We start from the raw sequence: 19,161 nt of genomic DNA, 5'->3' as shown, positions 1-19,161 counted from the left end.
ACGGCTGAAGCTTTTTATTATTCGATGAATCATATAGAGCCTTTCTCCTTTGGTTTAAATTGCGCGTTAGGTCCTGATCTATTGCGTCAATATGTAGAGGAAATATCTCAAGTATCTGAATGTTTTGTGTCTGCTCACCCGAATGCAGGTTTGCCAAATGAATTTGGTGAATATGATATGGAGAGTGATGAGATGGCTTCGCACATTAAAGAGTGGGCAGAGTCTGGCTTATTAAACATAGTTGGTGGGTGTTGCGGCAGTACGCCAAAACACATTGCGGCCATCGCCGATGCGGTAAAAGATTACACGCCTCGTAAAATTGTAAAACGAGAGGTGAAAATGCGCCTGTCTGGTTTAGAACCTTTTGTCCATTAGGCGGTAGTGATGAGTATTAATGATTTAGATATTGAGCAAGCTATTCTCGTCGAAGCTAAGACCTCCGCAAATTTTATCAATGTAGGTGAACGGACCAACGTGACTGGTTCAGCCATGTTTAAGCGTTTGATCCTGAATGATGAGTACGAAAAAGCTTTAGACGTGGCCCGTCAACAGGTCGAAAACGGTGCGCAAATTATAGATATCAACATGGATGAAGCCATGTTGGACTCTGAAGCAGCCATGACCCGTTTTCTAAATTTGATTGCATCTGAACCTGATATTTCTCGCGTGCCTATCATGATTGATTCATCTAAATGGACTGTCATCGAAGCAGGTTTAAAATGTGTACAAGGTAAAGCTATTGTTAACTCTATTAGCTTGAAAGAAGGTGAAGAAAACTTTTTACACCAAGCTAAGTTGTTAAAACGTTATGGTGCAGCAACAGTTGTCATGGCATTTGACGAGAAAGGACAGGCAGATACCGAAGAGCGAAAATTTGAAATATGTGAACGTAGTTATAAATTACTCACTGAAAAAATTGGATTCCCTGCCCAAGATATTATTTTTGACCCAAATATCTTTGCTGTTGCAACGGGGATTGAAGAACATAACAATTATGCGGTAGATTTTATTAATGCGACTCGGCGTATTCGTCAAAATTTACCCCATGCTCATGTGTCCGGTGGTTTATCCAACGTCTCTTTTTCTTTTCGAGGTAACAATCCAGTACGCGAGGCTATGCATTCGGTGTTTTTGTATCATGCGATTAAAGCAGGTATGGATATGGCCATTGTTAATGCTGGGCAGCTGGAAGTGTATGACCAAATTCCAGCAGAGCTAAAAGAAGCGGTTGAGGACGTGATTTTAAATCGTCATGACCAAGCTACAGATAAACTTTTAGAGTTAGCCCCTAAATATCAAGGCGACGGCAAAGCCGTGGTTAAAGAAAACCTTGAATGGCGTGATTTACCAGTCAACAAACGTTTAGAGCACGCTCTAGTGCGCGGCATCATGGATTTCATAGAAGAAGACACTGAAGCTGCTCGCCTTGCAGCAGAAAAACCGCTACATGTTATCGAAGGGCCATTGATGGATGGCATGAACGTAGTTGGCGATTTGTTTGGTGAGGGTAAAATGTTTCTTCCTCAGGTGGTCAAATCTGCCCGAGTCATGAAAAAGGCCGTGTCTTATCTTAATCCTTATATTGAACTTGAAAAAGATAAGGGCAGCAGTAACGGCAAAATATTGTTGGCGACGGTAAAAGGTGATGTACATGACATTGGCAAAAATATTGTTGGCGTAGTACTGCAATGTAATAACTTTGAGATCATCGACCTTGGCGTGATGGTGCCTTGTGCAAAATTGTTGCAAGTGGCCAAAGATGAAAATGTCGACATGATTGGTCTGTCCGGATTGATTACGCCATCTCTTGATGAAATGGTGCATGTTGCAAAAGAAATGCAGCGCTTAAACTTCGATTTGCCTTTGTTAATTGGTGGAGCAACGACTTCAAAAGCCCATACTGCAGTAAAAATTGAGCACAATTATCAACATCCAGTCGTGTACGTGCCAAATGCCAGTCGTGCAGTAGGAGTGTGTCAAAAACTGATCACTGCTGAAAATCGTGCAATCTATGCAGAAGAACTAAAACTCGATTATGAAAAGGTGCGAGTGCAACATGCCAAGAAAAAGCCACGAACAAGACCCGTTACCTTAGAACAAGCCAGAGAAAATGGCTTTAAGTTTGATTGGGATAATTATCAGCCTCCGGTACCTAACAAATTAGGTGTGACCGCAGTGAGTGTTGGTTTAGCTGAGTTGGTGGATTATATTGATTGGACGCCGTTTTTCTTAACCTGGTCTTTAGCAGGCAAGTATCCACGCATTTTACAAGATGAAGTAGTAGGCAAAGAAGCGCAAAACCTATTTGATGATGCACAAGTTATGCTGAAAACCTTGTGTGACAATCCTAAGCTCAAAGCAAGTGGTGTTATGGGGATATTCCCAGCTAACCGCGTGCAAGATGATATTCAAATCTATGCCGACGAAAATCGGAATGAAGTGACTCATGTTGCTCACCATCTTCGCCAACAAACCGAAAAACCCAAAGGAGCAAATAATTGTCTTAGTGACTTTATTGCACCTAAGTCTTCTGGCAAAGCTGATTATCTTGGCGCATTTGCGGTGACTGCGGGAACTTGGGAGGATGGTTTAGCCAAAGAATACGAAGATGATGGCGATGATTATAATTCTATTATGGTTAAGTCTCTCGCTGACCGATTTGCAGAAGCCTTTGCTGAATATTTGCATGAAAAAGTGCGTAAAGAAATATGGGGCTTTGTACCAGATGAAAAATTATCTAACGAAGAACTGATCCGCGAAAAGTACCAAGGTATAAGACCAGCTCCTGGTTATGCAGCTTGTCCCGAACATACTGAAAAACAATTGATATGGGATCTGCTTGATACCGAGAAAAACACGGGCATGAAACTTACAGAAAGTTACGCCATGTGGCCTGGTGCTGCGGTATCTGGTTTTTACTTTTCGCATCCTGATTGTCGTTATTTTGCTGTGGCACAAATACAAGAAGATCAATTACTCGATTATGCAGCTCGCAAAAATTGGAGTAGATTAGAAGCTGAAAAATGGCTTGGGCCTAACCTTCAATAATTAATGGAACGTCATGTTTGATAAACCTTTTAGCCAAGCCTGTGAAAATAACAAACAACCTATCTTAGACGTATTGAATAGGGTACTTGCTAGCAGTAAAAAACTACTGGAAATTGGTTCTGGCACAGGTCAACATGCCGCTTTTTTTGCTCCTAGGCTCACACATTTACAATGGCATACTAGCGATATGCCACATAATCATGGTGGTATAAAGGCCTGGATTGAAGATGTTTCAGTTAATAATCTGTTTCAGCCTATGTCATTTACAATCGGCATTAACGATTGGCCCTTAGGTCACATTGATGCCGTGTATACAGCAAATACTACGCACATAATGCAACCCTCAGAAGCACAACTTATGATGAAATTAGTGGCTGATAACTTGCCTGCTGGTGGCATATTTTGCCAATACGGGCCGTATAACTTTCAAGGGCAATATACCAGTGAGTCAAATGCGGCCTTCGACGAACATCTAAATGAGCAAGGTTGTGGAGGAATTCGAGATATTGATGAGTTGATCCATTGGGCCAAACCTCTGACTCTTATCGAAAGAGTCTCAATGCCGGCAAACAATTTTATGCTGATTTGGCAAAAAACTAATTAACCTTCTGTTTGTCTAAAAGGTAAAAGTTTTTCAGCATTGTTTTTGTATTGTTCAATATGAGTATTGTCTTGTTCAACAAACCTCTCTACAGCTTCATGGAATGCTTGTTCTCTAAGTGAGTGATTTGAGTAACAGTATATGGGCTCAAATCCTCTTAGAATTTTATGTTCGCCCTGAGTGCCGGGATTAAAATGAGCGATATCTTGTTCAATACAGAACTCTATACCTTGGTAGTAACAACACTCAAAATGTAAATTTTGCACTTCCTCTAAAGCACCCCAATAACGTCCACATAGTTGCTTTTTATCAAATACAAATAATGCGCTTGCAACAGGTTGTTCGTTTTTTAAAGCGATGACTAACATTAAATTTTTATGTAAATCTTTAAAAATTTGTTGAAAAAAATTTTCGGTTAAATAACCACTATGACCACTGCGCTTTAAGTAGGTTTGTTTATAACAGTGATAAAAAAAGTCCATGATCTCTTCGGTTAAGCTGTCCCCATGTAAACGAACGACTTTTATACCTTCGGTGGTTATTTTTAGACGTTCTTTTTTTACATTTTTTCTTTTGCGAGAATTAAAACACGCCAAATAATCTTCAAAAGAAACATATTGACGATTAAACCACTCAAACTGAATTGCTTTGCGCTGCACTTGACCATGGGCTTGCAACAACTGGCTGAAATCTTGATCAACAAACAACCAGTGAATCGAAGACATGCCCTCTAATTTTAATTGCTCGGTTATTTCATCGCACAAATCGGGTAGTAGCTGTTGCCTATCGACTTTATCGTCGAGCATTAATCTAGCGCCAGTTACTGGTGTAAAAGGAATAGCTGCGATTAATTTGGGGTAATAGTTAACGCCATATTGTCGATAAGTGTTTGCCCAAGCGAAATCAAATACATATTCTCCGTAACTATGTGTTTTTTTATATAAAGGTAGGATGCCAACGGGCTGTGAATTTTGATAAATTACTAAATGAAAAGGTTGCCACCCCGATTTCCCACCCACGGAGCCAGAGGTTTCTAACGCGTGTAAAAAAGGGTATTGGCAAAATGGGCTACTACCTTCAGCTAAAGGAGCCCAAATTGATTGACCAATTTGCTCAATAGAGGTGCTAAATTTGAATGTATATTTCGAGCTTGATATCGACAATGTTAAGTTTAACCTTTTGCTAAATTTACTTACCTAATATGGCAGAGAATGATACGAAGATCATTAAATATACCATTACTCGATTGCTCGCTGGACGGGAACACAGTAAACACGAATTGTTCAAGAAGCTTTTGCAGCGGGATTTTGAGCGTCATTTATGCCTAGAATAGATTGCCAAATTTAGTCAACATAATTGACAAAGTAATGAAAGGTTTGCTGAATCTTTGATTCGAGGTCGCTCGAATAAAAGCATAGGAGAATCACGCATACGTAACCAGTTAAGAGAGTATAAAATTTAGGCTCAGATTACTGCGCAGCAATGAATGAACTTGATATCGACTGGTACGGATTGGCGGTAAAAGTGTTTAAAATAAATATGTTGGTAAATCAGCGAAATATTTTAAAGAGCAGCAAAAACAACAACGGTTTTTGTATTATCGTGGTTTTATCCATGAACAAATTCGTTATGTTATTGAATCAGTAAAAGATTAACGCTTTTGTACTCACACTATCCTTAACAATAGCCCACTAAACTGATATCTTTGGCGCCCAAACCACTATGTATAATGGTTTAGGCATATTCGAATTCCATTAATTATTAATATTTCAGGATTGTAAATGAGTAAAACAACCGCCGAGCTCCGGTGTGCATTTCTAGATTTTTTTGCCGCTAGGGGACATCAAAAAGTATCCAGTTCATCTTTAGTTCCTGCAAACGATCCTACACTTTTGTTTACAAATGCTGGGATGAACCAGTTTAAAGATGTGTTTTTAGGTACTGAATCACGTAGTTACGACAAAGCGACATCTTCGCAACGTTGTGTGCGAGCAGGCGGTAAACATAACGATCTAGAAAATGTGGGTTATACAGCACGTCATCATACTTTTTTCGAAATGTTAGGTAACTTCAGCTTCGGCGATTACTTTAAAACAGATGCCATTCAGTACGCTTGGGACTTTTTAACTAAAGAATTGGACCTGCCTAAAGATAAATTGTTGGTTACCATCTATCATTCAGACGAAGAAGCCTTCGATATATGGAAAAACAAGATTGGTTTGAGTGAAGATAAAATTATTAGAATTAGCACTTCAGATAATTTTTGGTCTATGGGTGATACCGGGCCTTGTGGTCCATGTTCAGAAATTTTTTATGATCACGGTGAGCATATCTGGGGCGGCCCTCCAGGCTCTCCAGAAGAAGATGGTGATAGGTTTATTGAAATCTGGAATTTGGTTTTTATGCAATTTAATCGTCAAAGTGATGGGACAATGCAGCCATTACCTAAACCTTCTATTGATACGGGTATGGGTTTAGAGCGGATCTCAGCCATTCTTCAAAATGTACATAGCAATTATGAGATCGATATTTTTCAATATTTGATTGAGGCCACAGCTAATATTGTCGGAGTTGAAGATAAACAAGATAAGTCCTTACGTGTTATTGCCGATCATATCCGTTCTTGTAGTTTCTTGATTTGTGACGGTATTATTCCGTCAAATGAGGGGCGAGGGTATGTATTAAGACGAATCATCCGCAGGGCTGTTCGACATGGTAATAAACTGGGTGCAAGTGACGTGTTTTTCTATCGTTTGGTAGAGGCTTTGGAAAATCAAATGGCCGATGCTTATCCCGAGTTAACAGCCAATCGTGAACTTATTGAAAAAGTATTAAAAACCGAAGAAGAACAGTTTATTCGTACTCTTGAGCGAGGAATGAATATCCTCAATGATGCTCTTAACGAACTCAATACTGATGTGGTGCCTGGTGAATTGGTCTTTAAACTTTACGATACATACGGATTCCCGGCAGATTTAACTAATGATGTAGCCCGTGAGAAAGAACTACGTATTGATGAAGAAGGTTTTAAGGCTGCTATGGCAGCGCAGCGTAAACGCGCCCAACAAGCTAGCAATTTTGATACAGATTATAACGAGCTACTAAAGTCTAATTGTACTTCTGAGTTTACCGGATATGATCAGTACAGTAGTCCGGCGAAAATTGTTGAATTGTTTGCCAATGGCCAACAAGTTAAACAATTGAGTGCGGGCGAAGAAGGCGTAGTTGTCTTAGACAATAGCCCTTTTTATGCTGAATCAGGTGGTCAAGTCGGAGACTCTGGCTTACTCAAAACTGCTAACGGTAGTTTTGTTGTAAGGGACACCGTTAAGTTGGGTAATGCAATTGCTCACAAGGGGATTGCCCATTCAGAGCTTAAATTACTTGATGTGGTACAAGCTGAATTTGATGTAGAGCGCCGTGAAGCAATAAAGCTAAATCACACTGCTACACACCTTATGCATGCTGCATTGAAGAAAGTTTTGGGCGAACATGTAAATCAGAAAGGTTCGTTGGTATCTGAAGACCGTTTTCGTTTTGATTTTTCACATTTTGAAGCGGTGACTAATACGGAACTTCAAAGTGTTGAGAAACTGGTTAACGAACAAATTCGTGTTAATCATGTTTTAAAAACACAATTGATGAATTTGGACGAAGCCAAAACTGCAGGCGCTATGGCTTTATTCGGTGAAAAATATGCCGAAGACGTACGTGTCGTTTCTATGGGGGATTTCTCTATGGAATTGTGTGGTGGGACGCATGTTGATAGGACCGGTAATATTGGTTTCTTTAAGATTATTTCTGAAGGTGGTATCGCAGCCGGTGTCAGAAGAATAGAAGCGGTTACTGGGGGAAAAGCGTTAGAGGTTGTGCAGGCTCAAGGTCAGAAAATGAACGAGGCGGCGGGTTTATTAAAAACCGATACGCAAAATTTATCTGTACGTATTAAGCAGGTGTTAGACCAAAACAAACTTGTAGAAAAAGAACTAGAGAAGTTAAAGCAGCAAATAGCCAGTAACGCCACGACAGATGTATTGTCTGATGTATATGAAACAAAAGGCGTGAAAGTGTTGTCTACAGTATTACAGGGCGTTGAAGCTAAAGCGCTGAGAAGTATGGTCGATGACTTTAAGAATCAGTTCGGCAGTGCGATCATTGTTTTGGGCATAGCTGAAGAAAGTAAAGTTAGCTTGATAGTAGGTGTGACAAAAGATCTAGTATCCAAGGTGAAAGCGGGTGAATTGGTTAATTTTGTTGCCCAACAGGTTGGTGGAAAGGGAGGAGGTCGTCCTGATATGGCTCAGGCTGGCGGAACTCAACCACAAAACTTAGACTCAGCCATTGCATCAGTGAAATCTTGGTTAGAAGAAAAATTATAATAGGATATGTATTTTTCGGTTGTTTTTTGTGGTGACAACAAAAATAGGGAAAAACCGATTGGGTAAGTTTTCTGGCTATGCTAGTAATTTACACTAACTTTAAGGAAGGGATCGTACTTTTAACGGATAAAGGAGCAATAGAATGCTAATTTTAACTCGTCGTGTTGGAGAAACCCTAATGGTTGGTGATGACGTCACCGTGACAGTATTAGGGGTAAAAGGTAATCAGGTAAGAATTGGTGTGAACGCGCCTAAAGAAATATCTGTGCATCGTGAAGAAATTTATATGCGAATCCAAGCTGAAAAGAACGTTCAACTTGCAGCCCACGAACAGGCAACAAGTACTGACGAAGACTAATTAGTGATTGGACTAAAAAGAGCTGGGTAACCAGCTTTTTTTATGTCTAATTTTTAGTCTTGGTTGATGTGTGTTTTTTGCCCAAAGCTGACAAATAATAAGCACTTAGTTAATAATCGTTTAAAATGCCAGCAAGCCGTCATTAACTTCATAAAAAGTGTTTGACTTACTCATGTGGATCGGTAAACTTCGGCTCCACATTTAGGAGAGGTTAACCCTGAGTTAGGGGGAGCTAAAGCTTACTAATTAGAAAGCAAATCTAAGCTAGTTAGCGGTAAAATATCCGACAATGGGTGCAAGATCTAAGTTCCGGAGAGGTGGGTGAGTGGCTGAAACCAGTTCCCTGCTAAGGAACCGTACGTTTATTCGTACCGAGGGTTCGAATCCCTCCCTCTCCGCCATAGATTTTGATGTGAAAAGTGTTAATGCGCGTGTAGCTCAGCTGGATAGAGTACCTGGCTACGAACCAGGTGGTCGGAGGTTCGAATCCTTCCACGCGCACCATATATTAAAGCCCTTAAAGATTTATCTTTAAGGGCTTTTTTGTTTTTAAATCGTTATTTTTTGATAAATAACTATTCAATACCAATTTGGCTACTTTTTAGTGTGATTTATTACTCCATATGTAAGCATCGTGTTAATGATTGAGGTAAGTTGGGTAAATATTCATATTATCCGAATATTTTCTTATTCTTTATGCACTTTTCCTCTTGGCGTTTTGTTGTGTTTTCTTAGGCTGCATGGTACTTATATCTTATAAAATGTTTAATGTTGAGATCTCGTTTTTATGCAACCTGAAGTCGCAAATGCTCTTGCAGAAGCCGCCAATTTATTATTAGTTGGAATGGTCGTGGTGTTTTTATTTTTATCAATGTTAATTGGTGCTATTTCTCTGATTGCTTGGATTAATAAGCTCATACCCGATGAGTCGCTAAACGCTACAGAAAACCAAACCAAGTTTACTAATAAAACCTTGGCTAATCATCAAGGCGTGTCTCCAAAAATTGTGGCAGCAATCAGCGCCGCTATTTTTCAACATAGACAGTCACACTAGTTTAACTTTTTTAAGGATGTATCCCCATGCGTAAACCACTAGCGATTACAGATGTTGTACTGCGTGACGCCCACCAATCAATTCTTGCCACCAGAATGCATCTGGAAGACATGTTGCCGATAGCAAGTCAATTAGACGATATAGGCTATTGGTCTCTTGAAACATGGGGTGGGGCGACTTTTGATTCCTGCATTCGCTATTTGGGTGAAGACCCGTGGGAGCGTATTCGTCAGCTTAAAAAAGCCATGCCTAAAACTAAACAGCAAATGTTGTTACGGGGGCAGAATCTTTTAGGTTATCGCCATTATGCAGATGACGTGGTTGAAAAGTTTGTTGAGCGAGCACACTCAAATGGTGTCGATGTATTCCGTATATTCGATGCGATGAATGATATTCGTAATTTACAAACAGCGGTTAAGGCAGCGATTAAACAAGGTGCACATGCTCAAGGCACCATGTCTTATACAGTGTCACCTGTGCATTCTTTGCAAACTTGGTTAGATATGGCCAATGAATTACAAGACATGGGCGTGCATTCGATTTGTATTAAGGATATGGCGGGATTGCTTAAACCTTACGAATGTGAGGAGTTGGTAACCAGATTAAAAGAATCTATTGAAGTACCTATTGCCATGCATTGCCATGCTACTACTGGATTGAGTACAGCGACTTATCAAAAAGCGATTGATGCGGGCATTGATATTTTAGATACCTCTATTTCGTCTATGAGTATGACTTATGGACACACAGCGACCGAAACCGTCGTGTCTATAGTTGAAGGGACAGAGCGAGATACAGGTTTAGCATTACCAGCCTTTACTGACATTGCGAGTTACTTCCGAGATGTGCGTAAAAAGTATGCACAGTTTGAAGGCAGCCTCAAAGGTGTTGATGCACGTATTTTAATCGCTCAAGTGCCTGGTGGCATGTTAACTAACATGGAAAGCCAACTTAAAGAGCAAGGTGCTGAAGACAAGATGGATGAAGTGCTTCTAGAAATACCTAAAGTGAGAGAGGATCTTGGTTTTATTCCTTTAGTGACTCCTACTTCACAGATTGTTGGTACTCAATCTGTTATTAATGTAATAACTGGCGAACGTTACAAAAGCATCAGTAAAGAAACGGCTGGCGTACTTAAAGGTGAATATGGTGCAACGGCTGCTCCAGTTAACGCTGAACTTCAATTACGTGTATTAGAAGGTAAAGAAGCGATTACTTGTCGTCCAGCCGATTTAATCGAAGACGAATTAGCTGCGCTTACCACTGAGCTGACCGACATAGCTCAAAAAGAATCCATCCAAATGGCAGATGATTTGGTCGATGATGTGTTGACCTATGCTTTGTTTCCGCAAATCGGTTTAAAGTTTCTTAAAAATAGAAACAATCCTGCTGCATTCGAGCCAGCACCCAGTCAAACATCTCAAGTCGCTGCAGCAAATACTTCTTCGCCTGAGTCAAAAAGCTCTGGTGCAGAAGCGTATTCGGTGCGCGTTGACGGTCAAGTGTTTAAGGTTGAAGTTTCCCAGAATGGTGAGTTAACAAGTGTACAGCCAACGTCAGATACCTCGCCTTCAACGCCAGCAGCTAGTGCACCTTCATCAACAGGACAAGCATTAAATTCACCATTGGCAGGCAATATTTTTAAAGTGTTGGTTAAAGAAGGTCAGTCAGTCAATTCCGGTGACGTAGTTATCATTATGGAAGCTATGAAAATGGAAACAGAAATTCGTGCATCTGTATCAGGCGTTATATCCAATATCTCAACCAAAGAAGGTGATGCCGTGCAAACGGGTCAACCTTTATTAGTCATAGGATAAGAAACCAAATGGAAAAGCTCGAATTATTATGGCAAAGCACCTCTCTGGCTCATTTTGAGTTAGGTCAGGTGATCATGATGAGCGTTGGCGCATTATTACTATATCTAGCTATTGTTAAGAAGTTTGAACCTTTATTGTTGTTACCAATTGGTTTTGGTGCTGTTTTAACCAACATTCCGTTGGCTGGGTTTAGTGATCCTGGAGGGTTACTTTACTTAGTTTATTACGTTGGTATAGAAACAGGTGTATTTCCTCTCCTAATTTTCATGGGGGTAGGGGCGATGACTGACTTTAGTGCATTGATTGCCAACCCTAGAATGCTGCTACTTGGTGCTGCTGCGCAATTTGGTATCTTTGGTACCTTATTTGGTGCTATTGCATTAAACATGGTACCTGGCTTCGAATTTTCATTACAAGACGCCGCCGCAATCGCCATAATTGGTGGTGCAGATGGACCTACAGCAATATTTCTGGCCTCCAAATTGGCCCCTGATCTGCTAGGTGCAATTGCCGTAGCTGCTTATTCTTATATGGCGTTAGTGCCAATTATTCAGCCTCCTATCATGCGTTTGTTTACGACTGAAGAAGAAAGAAAAATTGAAATGCCGCAACTTAGAGCTGTATCTAAGCGCGAAAAAGTTATCTTTCCTCTAGCGGTATTATTACTGTGTATTTTATTTTTGCCCACTGCCACACCTTTGGTAGGGATGTTCTGCTTAGGTAACTTGATGAAAGAGTCAGGTGTAGTTGATAGATTAAGTAATAGTGCTCAAAACGAGTTAATTAATGTTGTGACTATCTTTTTAGGATTAGCCGTTGGCTCAAAGTTATCAGCTGATAAATTTTTGACTGTTGAAACCTTAGGTATTTTGGCTCTTGGTGCGATTGCATTTTCCATTGGCACCGCTGCGGGCATATTGATGGCTAAATTGATGAGTAAACTGAGTAGCCAAACAATCAATCCGTTAATTGGTGCTGCTGGTGTATCTGCGGTGCCTATGGCTGCACGAGTGGTGAATAAGGTTGGACTTGAGGCTAACCATCATAACTTCCTACTTATGCATGCTATGGGGCCTAACGTGGCTGGTGTATTAGGTTCGGCCGTGGCTGCTGGGATATTGTTGGCGCTTGTAGGATAAAATTACAACATGCTGCTATGTATAACTGTTTCAGTTTGCATAGCAGTATCAAGTATCAATTGTGTTGTCTATTCACTAATGCTTGATGCGACTCCACTAATTTTTTAGTGTAGTCATCCTTTGGCCAATTGAATATGGCATCGGTTTTTCCGGATTCTACGACTTTTCCCTCTTTCATGATGATAACTTTGTCAGATATATGTCTAACTATGCCTAGATTATGGGAAATAAATATAAATCCTAAGCCTAAATCACGTTGTAATTTCATTAGCAGGTTTACTGCCTGAGAACGCACAGAAGGATCTAATGCAGCAAAGGGCTCATCTGCAACAATCACTTTAGGGTTGAGTATCAGGGCTCTAGCCAGCGCTATTCTTTGCCGTTGTCCATCTGACAACATATGCCGGTAAAAAAAACGATGTTCCGCCATTAAGCCGACTTGTCGCAGAGTCTGTTCGATTAATGCACTTCGTTGTTGCGCATTTAGTTTGGTGTTGAGGCGCAGTGGCTCTTCTAAAATGGTACCTAATGTCAGTCCTGGATTAAGGGATTCATTGCTGTTTTGAAAAATCATCCTAATATCGTGGCATCTGACACTAATATTCGATTTGTTTAATTGCACACCATTCATATGAATGGTGCCACTTTTAGGTGTTTCTAAACCTACAAGAAGTTTTGCCAATAATGACTTACCTGAGCTGTTATCGCCCACGATTGCCAAAGTTTCGCCTGCCTTTAAAGTAAAACTCACAGGCCCTAAATCAAAGATTACTTGGCTTTTTGACCACATATGTTTAGTGCAATTTTGAAACGTTAAGTCTTCAACATTAATTAAATCCATCACTTGGCTTCCCAATGTAGTGGGAAATGACAACTGTAAAAATGTGTATGAACCCGTCTAATTTGAGGTATCGCCACACACTCTTTGCGAGCTCTTGGGCACCTTGGACCTAATCTGCAACCTATGGGTAAATGATGCAAAGTAGGAATAGTGCCATCTAACGAGCTAAGCGGCGATTTAGGCGGTAGGTCTTTACGAAAACTAGGAGCGCTGTCTAATAATGCTTGAGTATAGGGGTGGAAGGCGCGTTTTCTGAGTTGATGTAATTCACCACTTTCAACCGTTTGCCCACAATATAAAACGGTCATATAACTAGCCATACTGGAAATAGCTAATAAGTCATGGCTGACGAACAAAACACTCATGTTTTTTACTTGGTTGACTCTACTGAGTAACTTCAATATTTGTGTTTTTGATGTGACCTCCATGCCTCTTGTAGGGTCATCGGCAATGATTAACCTAGGCTCAGATGCGAGTGCCATGGCAATCATAAACTTCTGCACTACATCACTGGCAATTTGGTGGGGGTAACTATCAAGACATAGTTGATGGTTTTTAATGCCTACTTTATGTAACAACTTTACCGCCAAAGCATGCTTTTCTTTTTTGCGCTGCCAAAACCAAAGTTTGCTCAACTTGTCAGTGGGTAACATTTCTTTTAACTGTTGGCCTAAGGTCAAGGTCGGATCGAGAGAATTAATCGGGTTTTGAAAAATAACTGATATATCTTTACGAATTATCTTACGCCTTGCGCTGACAGACATAGTTAATAGATTTTGTCCTTTCCAAGTCATTCGGTCGGCAGTAATTCGCCAGCGATAAGGTAGTGCCCCAACAATCGCTTTAACGATTAAACTTTTTCCTGAGCCTGACTCACCAACTAATGCATGAATTTGACCTTCATGAATTACCATGTTGATTTTATCAAGTGCCTTTACCCATCCTCCAGATATATCAATTTCTAAGGTTAGGTTTTTGATATCGAGCAAAACCATTAGTGTAGTAGCCTATTTCTAAGTGCAGAGCGCAGACCATCGCCAACTAAGTTGATTGATATCATCATGAGAAATAATGCTCCACCTGGCAAAGCAATAATCCATGGGGCAATGTAAGCAACTTCTATCCCTTCTAAAAGCATTGCGCCTAGTTCAGACGAAGGTGCTTGAGCACCTAGTTTCAAGAAGCCTAATGCACTGATATCCAATATAGAAACAGATAGTGCTAAAGTCGCTTGTACCACTAGCATTTCCCCCATATTTGGCAAAATGGAATGGAAAAAAATATGTGTATTGCTGGCTCCGTCTAGTTTGGCAGCCATAATATATTCTTTAGACAATTCATGTCTGACAAAGTCTCGAGTTTGGTGGACAAATTGAGGTATGAGTGCGAGTGCTATTGCCCACATGCTATTGACTAATCCTGGGCCTAAAATAGCGATGATAATGATGGCTATCAGTAGAGTAGGGATGGCTTGAATTGAGTCTAAAGTATGGTTAAGAAAACTCGAGCGGAACCCTCTGCTCATTCCCGCCACTCCTCCTAAACCCACACCCAGCAGCATTGCCACCAGAACTAAAAGTAAACTAATGCCAAAAGTCATTCTGCAGCCATAGATAATTCGAGATAATAAATCACGACCTAAGGCGTCAGTTCCAAATAAATGGCTAATGCCACCGTTAGGATCCCAAGCGGGTGGTATGAGCAAATCACCTATTTGTTGCACGTTCGGGTCAAATGGCGCCAATAATGGGCAAAAAATAGTGATGGTTAAAAAGAACACAAAACAAAACAATCCAGCGACAGCTATATGGTTGTTTTTGAATTCCAACCAAGTGTACTGTAGCGGTGAGGGATGATGCTCTTCTTGATATAAACTAGATTGCGGCACGTCCAACCCTCCTGCGTCTTGGATCGGTAAGACGAATCGTAAGATCAATCGACATGGTGAAAATAACAACCAAAACAGATACGGCTAACATTCCAGCTCTAATCGCGGGGTAATCTTGTTGATAAATAGCCTGAATTAACCAATTACCTATACCAGGCCAAGAAAAGATACTTTCTACTATCATCGCATTTGTTAATAAGGTGGGAAATTGCATAGCTAACAGTGGCCAAATAGGTATCAACGCATTTCTCACTCCATGACGCATCAAAACCTGTCTAGGCGTTAACCCTCTAGCGTAAGCGGCTAAGATAAATTCACTATTTAAGGTTTCAATTACCGAACGCCTTGTAATACGCAATATTAATGTTGTGGTGACAATAGCAATGGATAACGTGGGTAAAATAAGATGTCTTAATGCATCAATGAGAGCTGATTGTTTGTCGATAGAATCAGATAGTAAAATATCGACTAAAATGAATCCCGTGATACTAGGGATTTCAAATATTAAGCTAAGTCGCCCAGATAGCGGAAACCATCCTAGTTGCAGAGAAAATCCCAAAATCATGATCAAAGCCAGCCAGAATACTGGTATGGAGTAACCCAATAAGCTCACAGATAGTAGACCATAGTCGGTAAGTTTATGATGTTGTAACGCTGCTAAGAAACCTAAAGGTAAACCAATAAAAAAAGACAGGAATAGTGCATATGCACTGAGCTCTATACTAGCGGGAAGATAATGACCAATGTCTTCATATAGTGGTAAACCAGAACTAAAACTGACACCCCAGTTTCCGGCAAATAACTCACCCATGTAATACCAGTATTGGACAAAAACATTATCGTCTATAGCGTATTTCAATTGGTTATTTTGTAATGTGCTTAACTCATCCAACCTTAAACCGGTTAGATTTTCTACGGCTTGACCAGGAAATAAATAGGCCAAAAGAAAAGACAATAAGCTCAGAATAAAAAGGGTGACAACAACAAGATTTAAATAGCGCAGCAAGACATTAACCATTACAGTTTTTTCACTCCGCCAAAACGCACGCCGCCATAAGGGTTAATCACTAACCCGTCTAATTCTTTTCTATGGGCTTGGTATCTAGACGCATGGGCAATGGGGATCAAAGGCAGTTGTTCAGCCAGTAGCTCATTCGCCTTTCCATAAAAATAGGTCCGTTCGCCTATGTCTGTATACTGCAAAGCTTTATTAATTAATAAGTCATATTCTTCAGAACACCACATTGCCCTGTTAGTACCAGACTCTATGGCAGCACACGACAACAGCGGGCGGTAGAAATTATCAGGGTCGCCATTGTCAGCCGACCAGCCAATTAACACAGAGTCATGTAGCCCCTCGGTTAAACGCTCTCTAAATGTTGACCATTCGTAACTGATAATATTGACTTGAATACCGACTTCTAGCAAATAGGCTTTGATTAGTTCAGCCATTTTCATGGCATTGGGATTATAAGCTCGTTGCACTGGCATTGCCCAAACGGTCATTGAAAAGTCTTCGGGTACACCTTGTTCACGTAGTAAATTTTTTGCCGCGATTGGATTATAACTAAGTGATCTCACATCAGCTTGAAAAGCCCAAGATGTTGGAGGAACAATGTTCTTTGCTGCAATAGCACTATTAAAGTAAATCGCCTCAATCAAAGCATTTTTATCGATTGCCATGCCTAATGCTCGGCGTACCTCAGGATTATTAAATGGAGGTTTAGAAGTATTAAACGCCCAGAAACCTATATTCAGGCCAGGCTTTTCATCTAATACCAAGTCGTCTTGTTGTCGTATCACTTCTAGTTCACTGTGGGCTGGTAAAGCAATCGCATCACATTCGCCGGTAAGTAGTTTAGCCAGTCTAAGAGAGCTGGAAGAGGTGATATCAAATATGAGTTTGTCAGTTAACTCGATCTGGCGCCAATACTTGGGGTGTTTTGTATAACGAATATAACGGTCTTGGCGAAAGTTCGCCAATTGATAAGGCCCAGTGCCAATTGGCTGGTAATCTATTAGCTCTTTTTGGTTCCGTGAAATCAGTTTGTCGGCATACTCGGCGGATAATATTACTGCGAAATCTGTCGCCAAATTAGCTAGAAACGAACTTTCTGGTTTATTAAGGGTGATTTCTACTCGATAACCATTAATGCGCTCAACCTTTGTTATTAAACTACCAAGATTGAGACTGTCAGTATAAGGATATCTTCCGCCTGAAATGTCGTGATAAGGATGGTTAATCAGGCGCCAACGATCGATACTAAATAACACGTCGTCAGCATTAAAAAAACGTGAAGGTTTAAAGGTTTCAGTTTGGTGAAAAGGGACTTGTTGTCGAAGTTGAAATGTATAGGTTTTACCGTCATTACTGACCAGCCAACTGGTAGCTAAAGCGGGTACTACATCTCCAGTTACAGGATCAAAATCTATTAATCGATCATAAATTTGGTGTGAAGATGCATCCACAGTCGTACCTGATGTATCTAATTGTGGATTAAAGCTCGCAGGGCTTCCTTCCGAACAATATACAATGCCATTAGGATCTGTTTCCGATTGAAGAAGTACATCGCAAGCACACAATAATATACTTGCTAAGACAATTGAAATTGTCTTGAACCTAGCATTTTTGTTGTGCTTTTTGATTATATTCACAATATTAGCTTAATCCATATCTTCATTAGTTTGATCTAACAAATTGTACTTTTTTAGATAACCACGTAATTGATGATAAGTTAATCCGAGTTTCTCTGCGGTCTTCTTTTGATTAAATTGACTATCTGCTAATGCTTGGTTAATTAAATTAATCTCAAAGTCTTGGGAAAGTTCTTTTAAATCCACTGGGAAATCGAAACTTGGGTTTGTTCTTTGCTCAGAAACCAAAGGCACTTGTGGTATATGTTCTGCTATTGGAGGAGAAGAAACAACCTCTGGTTGAGCAACTCTGTCGAGCGTTTTGGTTCTTTTTTGGGGGCGGTAAATTGACTCGAAAGGGTCCAAAATAATATTATGCACTGGCAAATTGGGATTGTTGCTGCGATAGACTGCACGTTCGATCACATTTTTTAATTCACGAATATTACCCGGCCAGTGGTAGTCCATTAAAGTACGTTTGGCTTTTTCAGTAAATCCACTAAATAGCTCCATTTCAAGTTCTCTGGCCATGTTAATAGCAAAATTTTCAGCTAACATCATGATGTCTTCTCGGCGCTCACGCAGAGGGGGCAGGGTGATTACGTCAAATGCCAATCTATCTAATAAATCTGCTCGGAACTCACCTGAATCGGCTAGGGCAGGTAAATCTTCATTTGTTGCAGCTACCAGCCTCACATCAACTTTCACACTACGAGAACCACCCACACGTTCAAATTCGCCATATTCAATTACCCGCAATAGCTTTTCTTGCACCATTCCTGAGGTATTCGCCAGCTCATCTAAAAATAGGGTGCCATTATCTGCAGCTTCAAATCGTCCTTCTCGGCGTTTAGACGCACCAGTAAATGCACCCGCTTCGTAGCCAAACAATTCACTTTCTAATAAGCTTTCGTTTAATGCAGCACAATTTAGTTTTAAATAACTTTGTTCCCAACGTTTAGACAAAAAGTGCATACGGGCAGCTACAAGCTCTTTACCCGTGCCTCTTTCACCAATGATTAATACAGGTTTATTCAAAGGAGCGATTTGTGAAATTTGCTCTAACACTTCTAAAAAGTTATTGGAGTGACCTAGCAAATTATCTTGTTGGTTAAAGCGGCTCATCAATATCCTCAAAAAGTGGTCTAAACGACTAACTAATAGTCTGCTTACTAATTATTGTAGATCTCACTGCTCAGTGTGTAAATTAATATTTGTTTAAAATCAATAATTTAGTTAAGTCACCATGTTGGCCTATTAATTGAATAATAGTTGATAAGAAAAACCAATAATCCAGTTAAGTAACAGTATTTAACTAACATTTGATAAAAGAGGTAAAGACTATGGGTATCTTCTCGCGTTTCACAGACATAGTGAACTCAAATATTAATTCCATTTTAGA

The 19,161-nt window shown here is 40.2% G+C and carries 15 protein-coding genes, 2 tRNA genes and 1 pseudogene; 11 read left to right on the top strand and 7 right to left on the bottom strand.

Annotated elements, in window-relative coordinates; genetic code table 11:
* From QZ488_RS16775 to QZ488_RS16765, 3 genes are all read left to right on the top strand, one after another.
* Positions 1 to 375 (top strand): homocysteine S-methyltransferase family protein (locus tag QZ488_RS16775; protein WP_293750925.1); only part of this gene is annotated, 375 nt, incomplete at its 5' end.
* Between the two features lie 9 nt (positions 376 to 384).
* Positions 385 to 3,048: a methionine synthase gene (metH, locus tag QZ488_RS16770; protein WP_293750923.1), complete on the top strand. Its 2,664-nt coding sequence runs from the start codon at positions 385 to 387 to the stop codon at positions 3,046 to 3,048.
* Positions 3,049 to 3,061: 13 nt separating this feature from the next.
* Positions 3,062 to 3,652, top strand: coding sequence for a DUF938 domain-containing protein (locus QZ488_RS16765; RefSeq protein WP_293750921.1), 591 nt, complete (start codon positions 3,062 to 3,064; stop codon positions 3,650 to 3,652).
* On the opposite strand, the gene QZ488_RS16760 is transcribed toward QZ488_RS16765, so the two are convergent.
* Positions 3,649 to 4,812 carry a GNAT family N-acetyltransferase gene (locus QZ488_RS16760; RefSeq protein ID WP_293750919.1) on the bottom strand — a complete coding sequence of 388 codons (1,164 nt, stop codon included), beginning with the start codon at positions 4,810 to 4,812 and terminating at the stop codon, positions 3,649 to 3,651. The genes QZ488_RS16765 and QZ488_RS16760 overlap by 4 nt on opposite strands.
* A 393-nt stretch (positions 4,813 to 5,205) precedes the next feature.
* Between QZ488_RS16760 and QZ488_RS21555 the strand changes: the two are divergent.
* The 8 genes and pseudogenes from QZ488_RS21555 to QZ488_RS16720 form a co-directional block, all read left to right on the top strand.
* Positions 5,206 to 5,304, top strand: a pseudogene (locus QZ488_RS21555) (regulatory protein RecX); the annotation flags it as partial.
* Between the two features lie 126 nt (positions 5,305 to 5,430).
* A complete protein-coding gene (gene alaS / locus QZ488_RS16750) occupies positions 5,431 to 8,028 on the top strand; it encodes an alanine--tRNA ligase (protein WP_293750917.1) in 2,598 nt (865 codons plus the stop codon).
* A 142-nt stretch (positions 8,029 to 8,170) separates the two neighbouring features.
* The gene (gene csrA / locus QZ488_RS16745; protein ID WP_293750915.1) at positions 8,171 to 8,386 is read left to right on the top strand and encodes a carbon storage regulator CsrA; all 216 of its coding nucleotides are present in this window, start codon (positions 8,171 to 8,173) and stop codon (positions 8,384 to 8,386) included.
* A gap of 311 nt (positions 8,387 to 8,697) precedes the next feature.
* Positions 8,698 to 8,787: transfer RNA gene (locus QZ488_RS16740), tRNA-Ser, on the top strand.
* A 26-nt stretch (positions 8,788 to 8,813) separates the two neighbouring features.
* Positions 8,814 to 8,890: transfer RNA gene (locus QZ488_RS16735), tRNA-Arg, on the top strand.
* A gap of 283 nt (positions 8,891 to 9,173) precedes the next feature.
* Positions 9,174 to 9,440: an OadG family protein gene (locus QZ488_RS16730; RefSeq protein WP_293750913.1), complete on the top strand. Its 267-nt coding sequence runs from the start codon at positions 9,174 to 9,176 to the stop codon at positions 9,438 to 9,440.
* Positions 9,441 to 9,466: 26 nt separating this feature from the next.
* Positions 9,467 to 11,257 (top strand): sodium-extruding oxaloacetate decarboxylase subunit alpha, encoded by a 1,791-nt coding sequence (gene oadA / locus QZ488_RS16725; RefSeq protein WP_293750911.1) that lies wholly within the window; start codon positions 9,467 to 9,469, stop codon positions 11,255 to 11,257.
* An 8-nt stretch (positions 11,258 to 11,265) separates the two neighbouring features.
* Positions 11,266 to 12,396: a sodium ion-translocating decarboxylase subunit beta gene (locus QZ488_RS16720; protein ID WP_293750909.1), complete on the top strand. Its 1,131-nt coding sequence runs from the start codon at positions 11,266 to 11,268 to the stop codon at positions 12,394 to 12,396.
* A 55-nt stretch (positions 12,397 to 12,451) separates the two neighbouring features.
* Here the strand turns inward: QZ488_RS16720 and QZ488_RS16715 are convergent, their stop codons facing one another.
* From QZ488_RS16715 to pspF, 6 genes are all read right to left on the bottom strand, one after another.
* A complete protein-coding gene (locus QZ488_RS16715) occupies positions 12,452 to 13,237 on the bottom strand; it encodes an ATP-binding cassette domain-containing protein (protein ID WP_293750907.1) in 786 nt (261 codons plus the stop codon).
* Positions 13,237 to 14,232 (bottom strand): oligopeptide/dipeptide ABC transporter ATP-binding protein, encoded by a 996-nt coding sequence (locus QZ488_RS16710; RefSeq protein ID WP_293750905.1) that lies wholly within the window; start codon positions 14,230 to 14,232, stop codon positions 13,237 to 13,239. The genes QZ488_RS16715 and QZ488_RS16710 overlap by 1 nt, the downstream gene beginning before the upstream one ends.
* Positions 14,232 to 15,125 carry an ABC transporter permease subunit gene (locus tag QZ488_RS16705; protein WP_293750903.1) on the bottom strand — a complete coding sequence of 298 codons (894 nt, stop codon included), beginning with the start codon at positions 15,123 to 15,125 and terminating at the stop codon, positions 14,232 to 14,234. Before QZ488_RS16705 ends, QZ488_RS16710 begins: the two co-directional genes overlap by 1 nt.
* A complete protein-coding gene (locus tag QZ488_RS16700; protein ID WP_293750901.1) occupies positions 15,112 to 16,143 on the bottom strand; it encodes an ABC transporter permease in 1,032 nt (343 codons plus the stop codon). The genes QZ488_RS16705 and QZ488_RS16700 overlap by 14 nt, the downstream gene beginning before the upstream one ends.
* Positions 16,143 to 17,708 carry an ABC transporter substrate-binding protein gene (locus tag QZ488_RS16695; RefSeq protein WP_293750899.1) on the bottom strand — a complete coding sequence of 522 codons (1,566 nt, stop codon included), beginning with the start codon at positions 17,706 to 17,708 and terminating at the stop codon, positions 16,143 to 16,145. The genes QZ488_RS16700 and QZ488_RS16695 overlap by 1 nt, the downstream gene beginning before the upstream one ends.
* A gap of 81 nt (positions 17,709 to 17,789) precedes the next feature.
* Positions 17,790 to 18,884 carry a phage shock protein operon transcriptional activator gene (pspF, locus tag QZ488_RS16690; protein ID WP_293750897.1) on the bottom strand — a complete coding sequence of 365 codons (1,095 nt, stop codon included), beginning with the start codon at positions 18,882 to 18,884 and terminating at the stop codon, positions 17,790 to 17,792.
* Between the last annotated feature and the right edge of the window lie 277 nt (positions 18,885 to 19,161).

Origin of the sequence: uncultured Paraglaciecola sp., from assembly GCF_913020055.1 — a bacterium.
Taxonomy (GTDB): domain Bacteria; phylum Pseudomonadota; class Gammaproteobacteria; order Enterobacterales; family Alteromonadaceae; genus Paraglaciecola.
The sequence above is the reverse complement of the archived record's forward strand: the minus strand, read 5'-3'. Positions and strand labels throughout refer to the sequence as shown.

Excerpts from the sequence above, each read along its gene's own strand:
- QZ488_RS16730 (WP_293750913.1), top strand. The coding sequence starts at position 9,174 with ATGCAACCTGAAGTCGCAAATGCTCTTGCAGAAGCCGCCAATTTATTA.
- QZ488_RS16765 (WP_293750921.1), top strand. The coding sequence starts at position 3,062 with ATGTTTGATAAACCTTTTAGCCAAGCCTGTGAAAATAACAAACAACCT.
- alaS (WP_293750917.1), top strand. The coding sequence starts at position 5,431 with ATGAGTAAAACAACCGCCGAGCTCCGGTGTGCATTTCTAGATTTTTTT.
- metH (WP_293750923.1), top strand. The coding sequence starts at position 385 with ATGAGTATTAATGATTTAGATATTGAGCAAGCTATTCTCGTCGAAGCT.
- csrA (WP_293750915.1), top strand. The coding sequence starts at position 8,171 with ATGCTAATTTTAACTCGTCGTGTTGGAGAAACCCTAATGGTTGGTGAT.
- pspF (WP_293750897.1), bottom strand. The coding sequence starts at position 18,884 with ATGAGCCGCTTTAACCAACAAGATAATTTGCTAGGTCACTCCAATAAC.
- QZ488_RS16720 (WP_293750909.1), top strand. The coding sequence starts at position 11,266 with ATGGAAAAGCTCGAATTATTATGGCAAAGCACCTCTCTGGCTCATTTT.
- oadA (WP_293750911.1), top strand. The coding sequence starts at position 9,467 with ATGCGTAAACCACTAGCGATTACAGATGTTGTACTGCGTGACGCCCAC.
- QZ488_RS16710 (WP_293750905.1), bottom strand. The coding sequence starts at position 14,232 with ATGGTTTTGCTCGATATCAAAAACCTAACCTTAGAAATTGATATATCT.
- QZ488_RS16700 (WP_293750901.1), bottom strand. The coding sequence starts at position 16,143 with ATGGTTAATGTCTTGCTGCGCTATTTAAATCTTGTTGTTGTCACCCTT.
- QZ488_RS16715 (WP_293750907.1), bottom strand. The coding sequence starts at position 13,237 with ATGGATTTAATTAATGTTGAAGACTTAACGTTTCAAAATTGCACTAAA.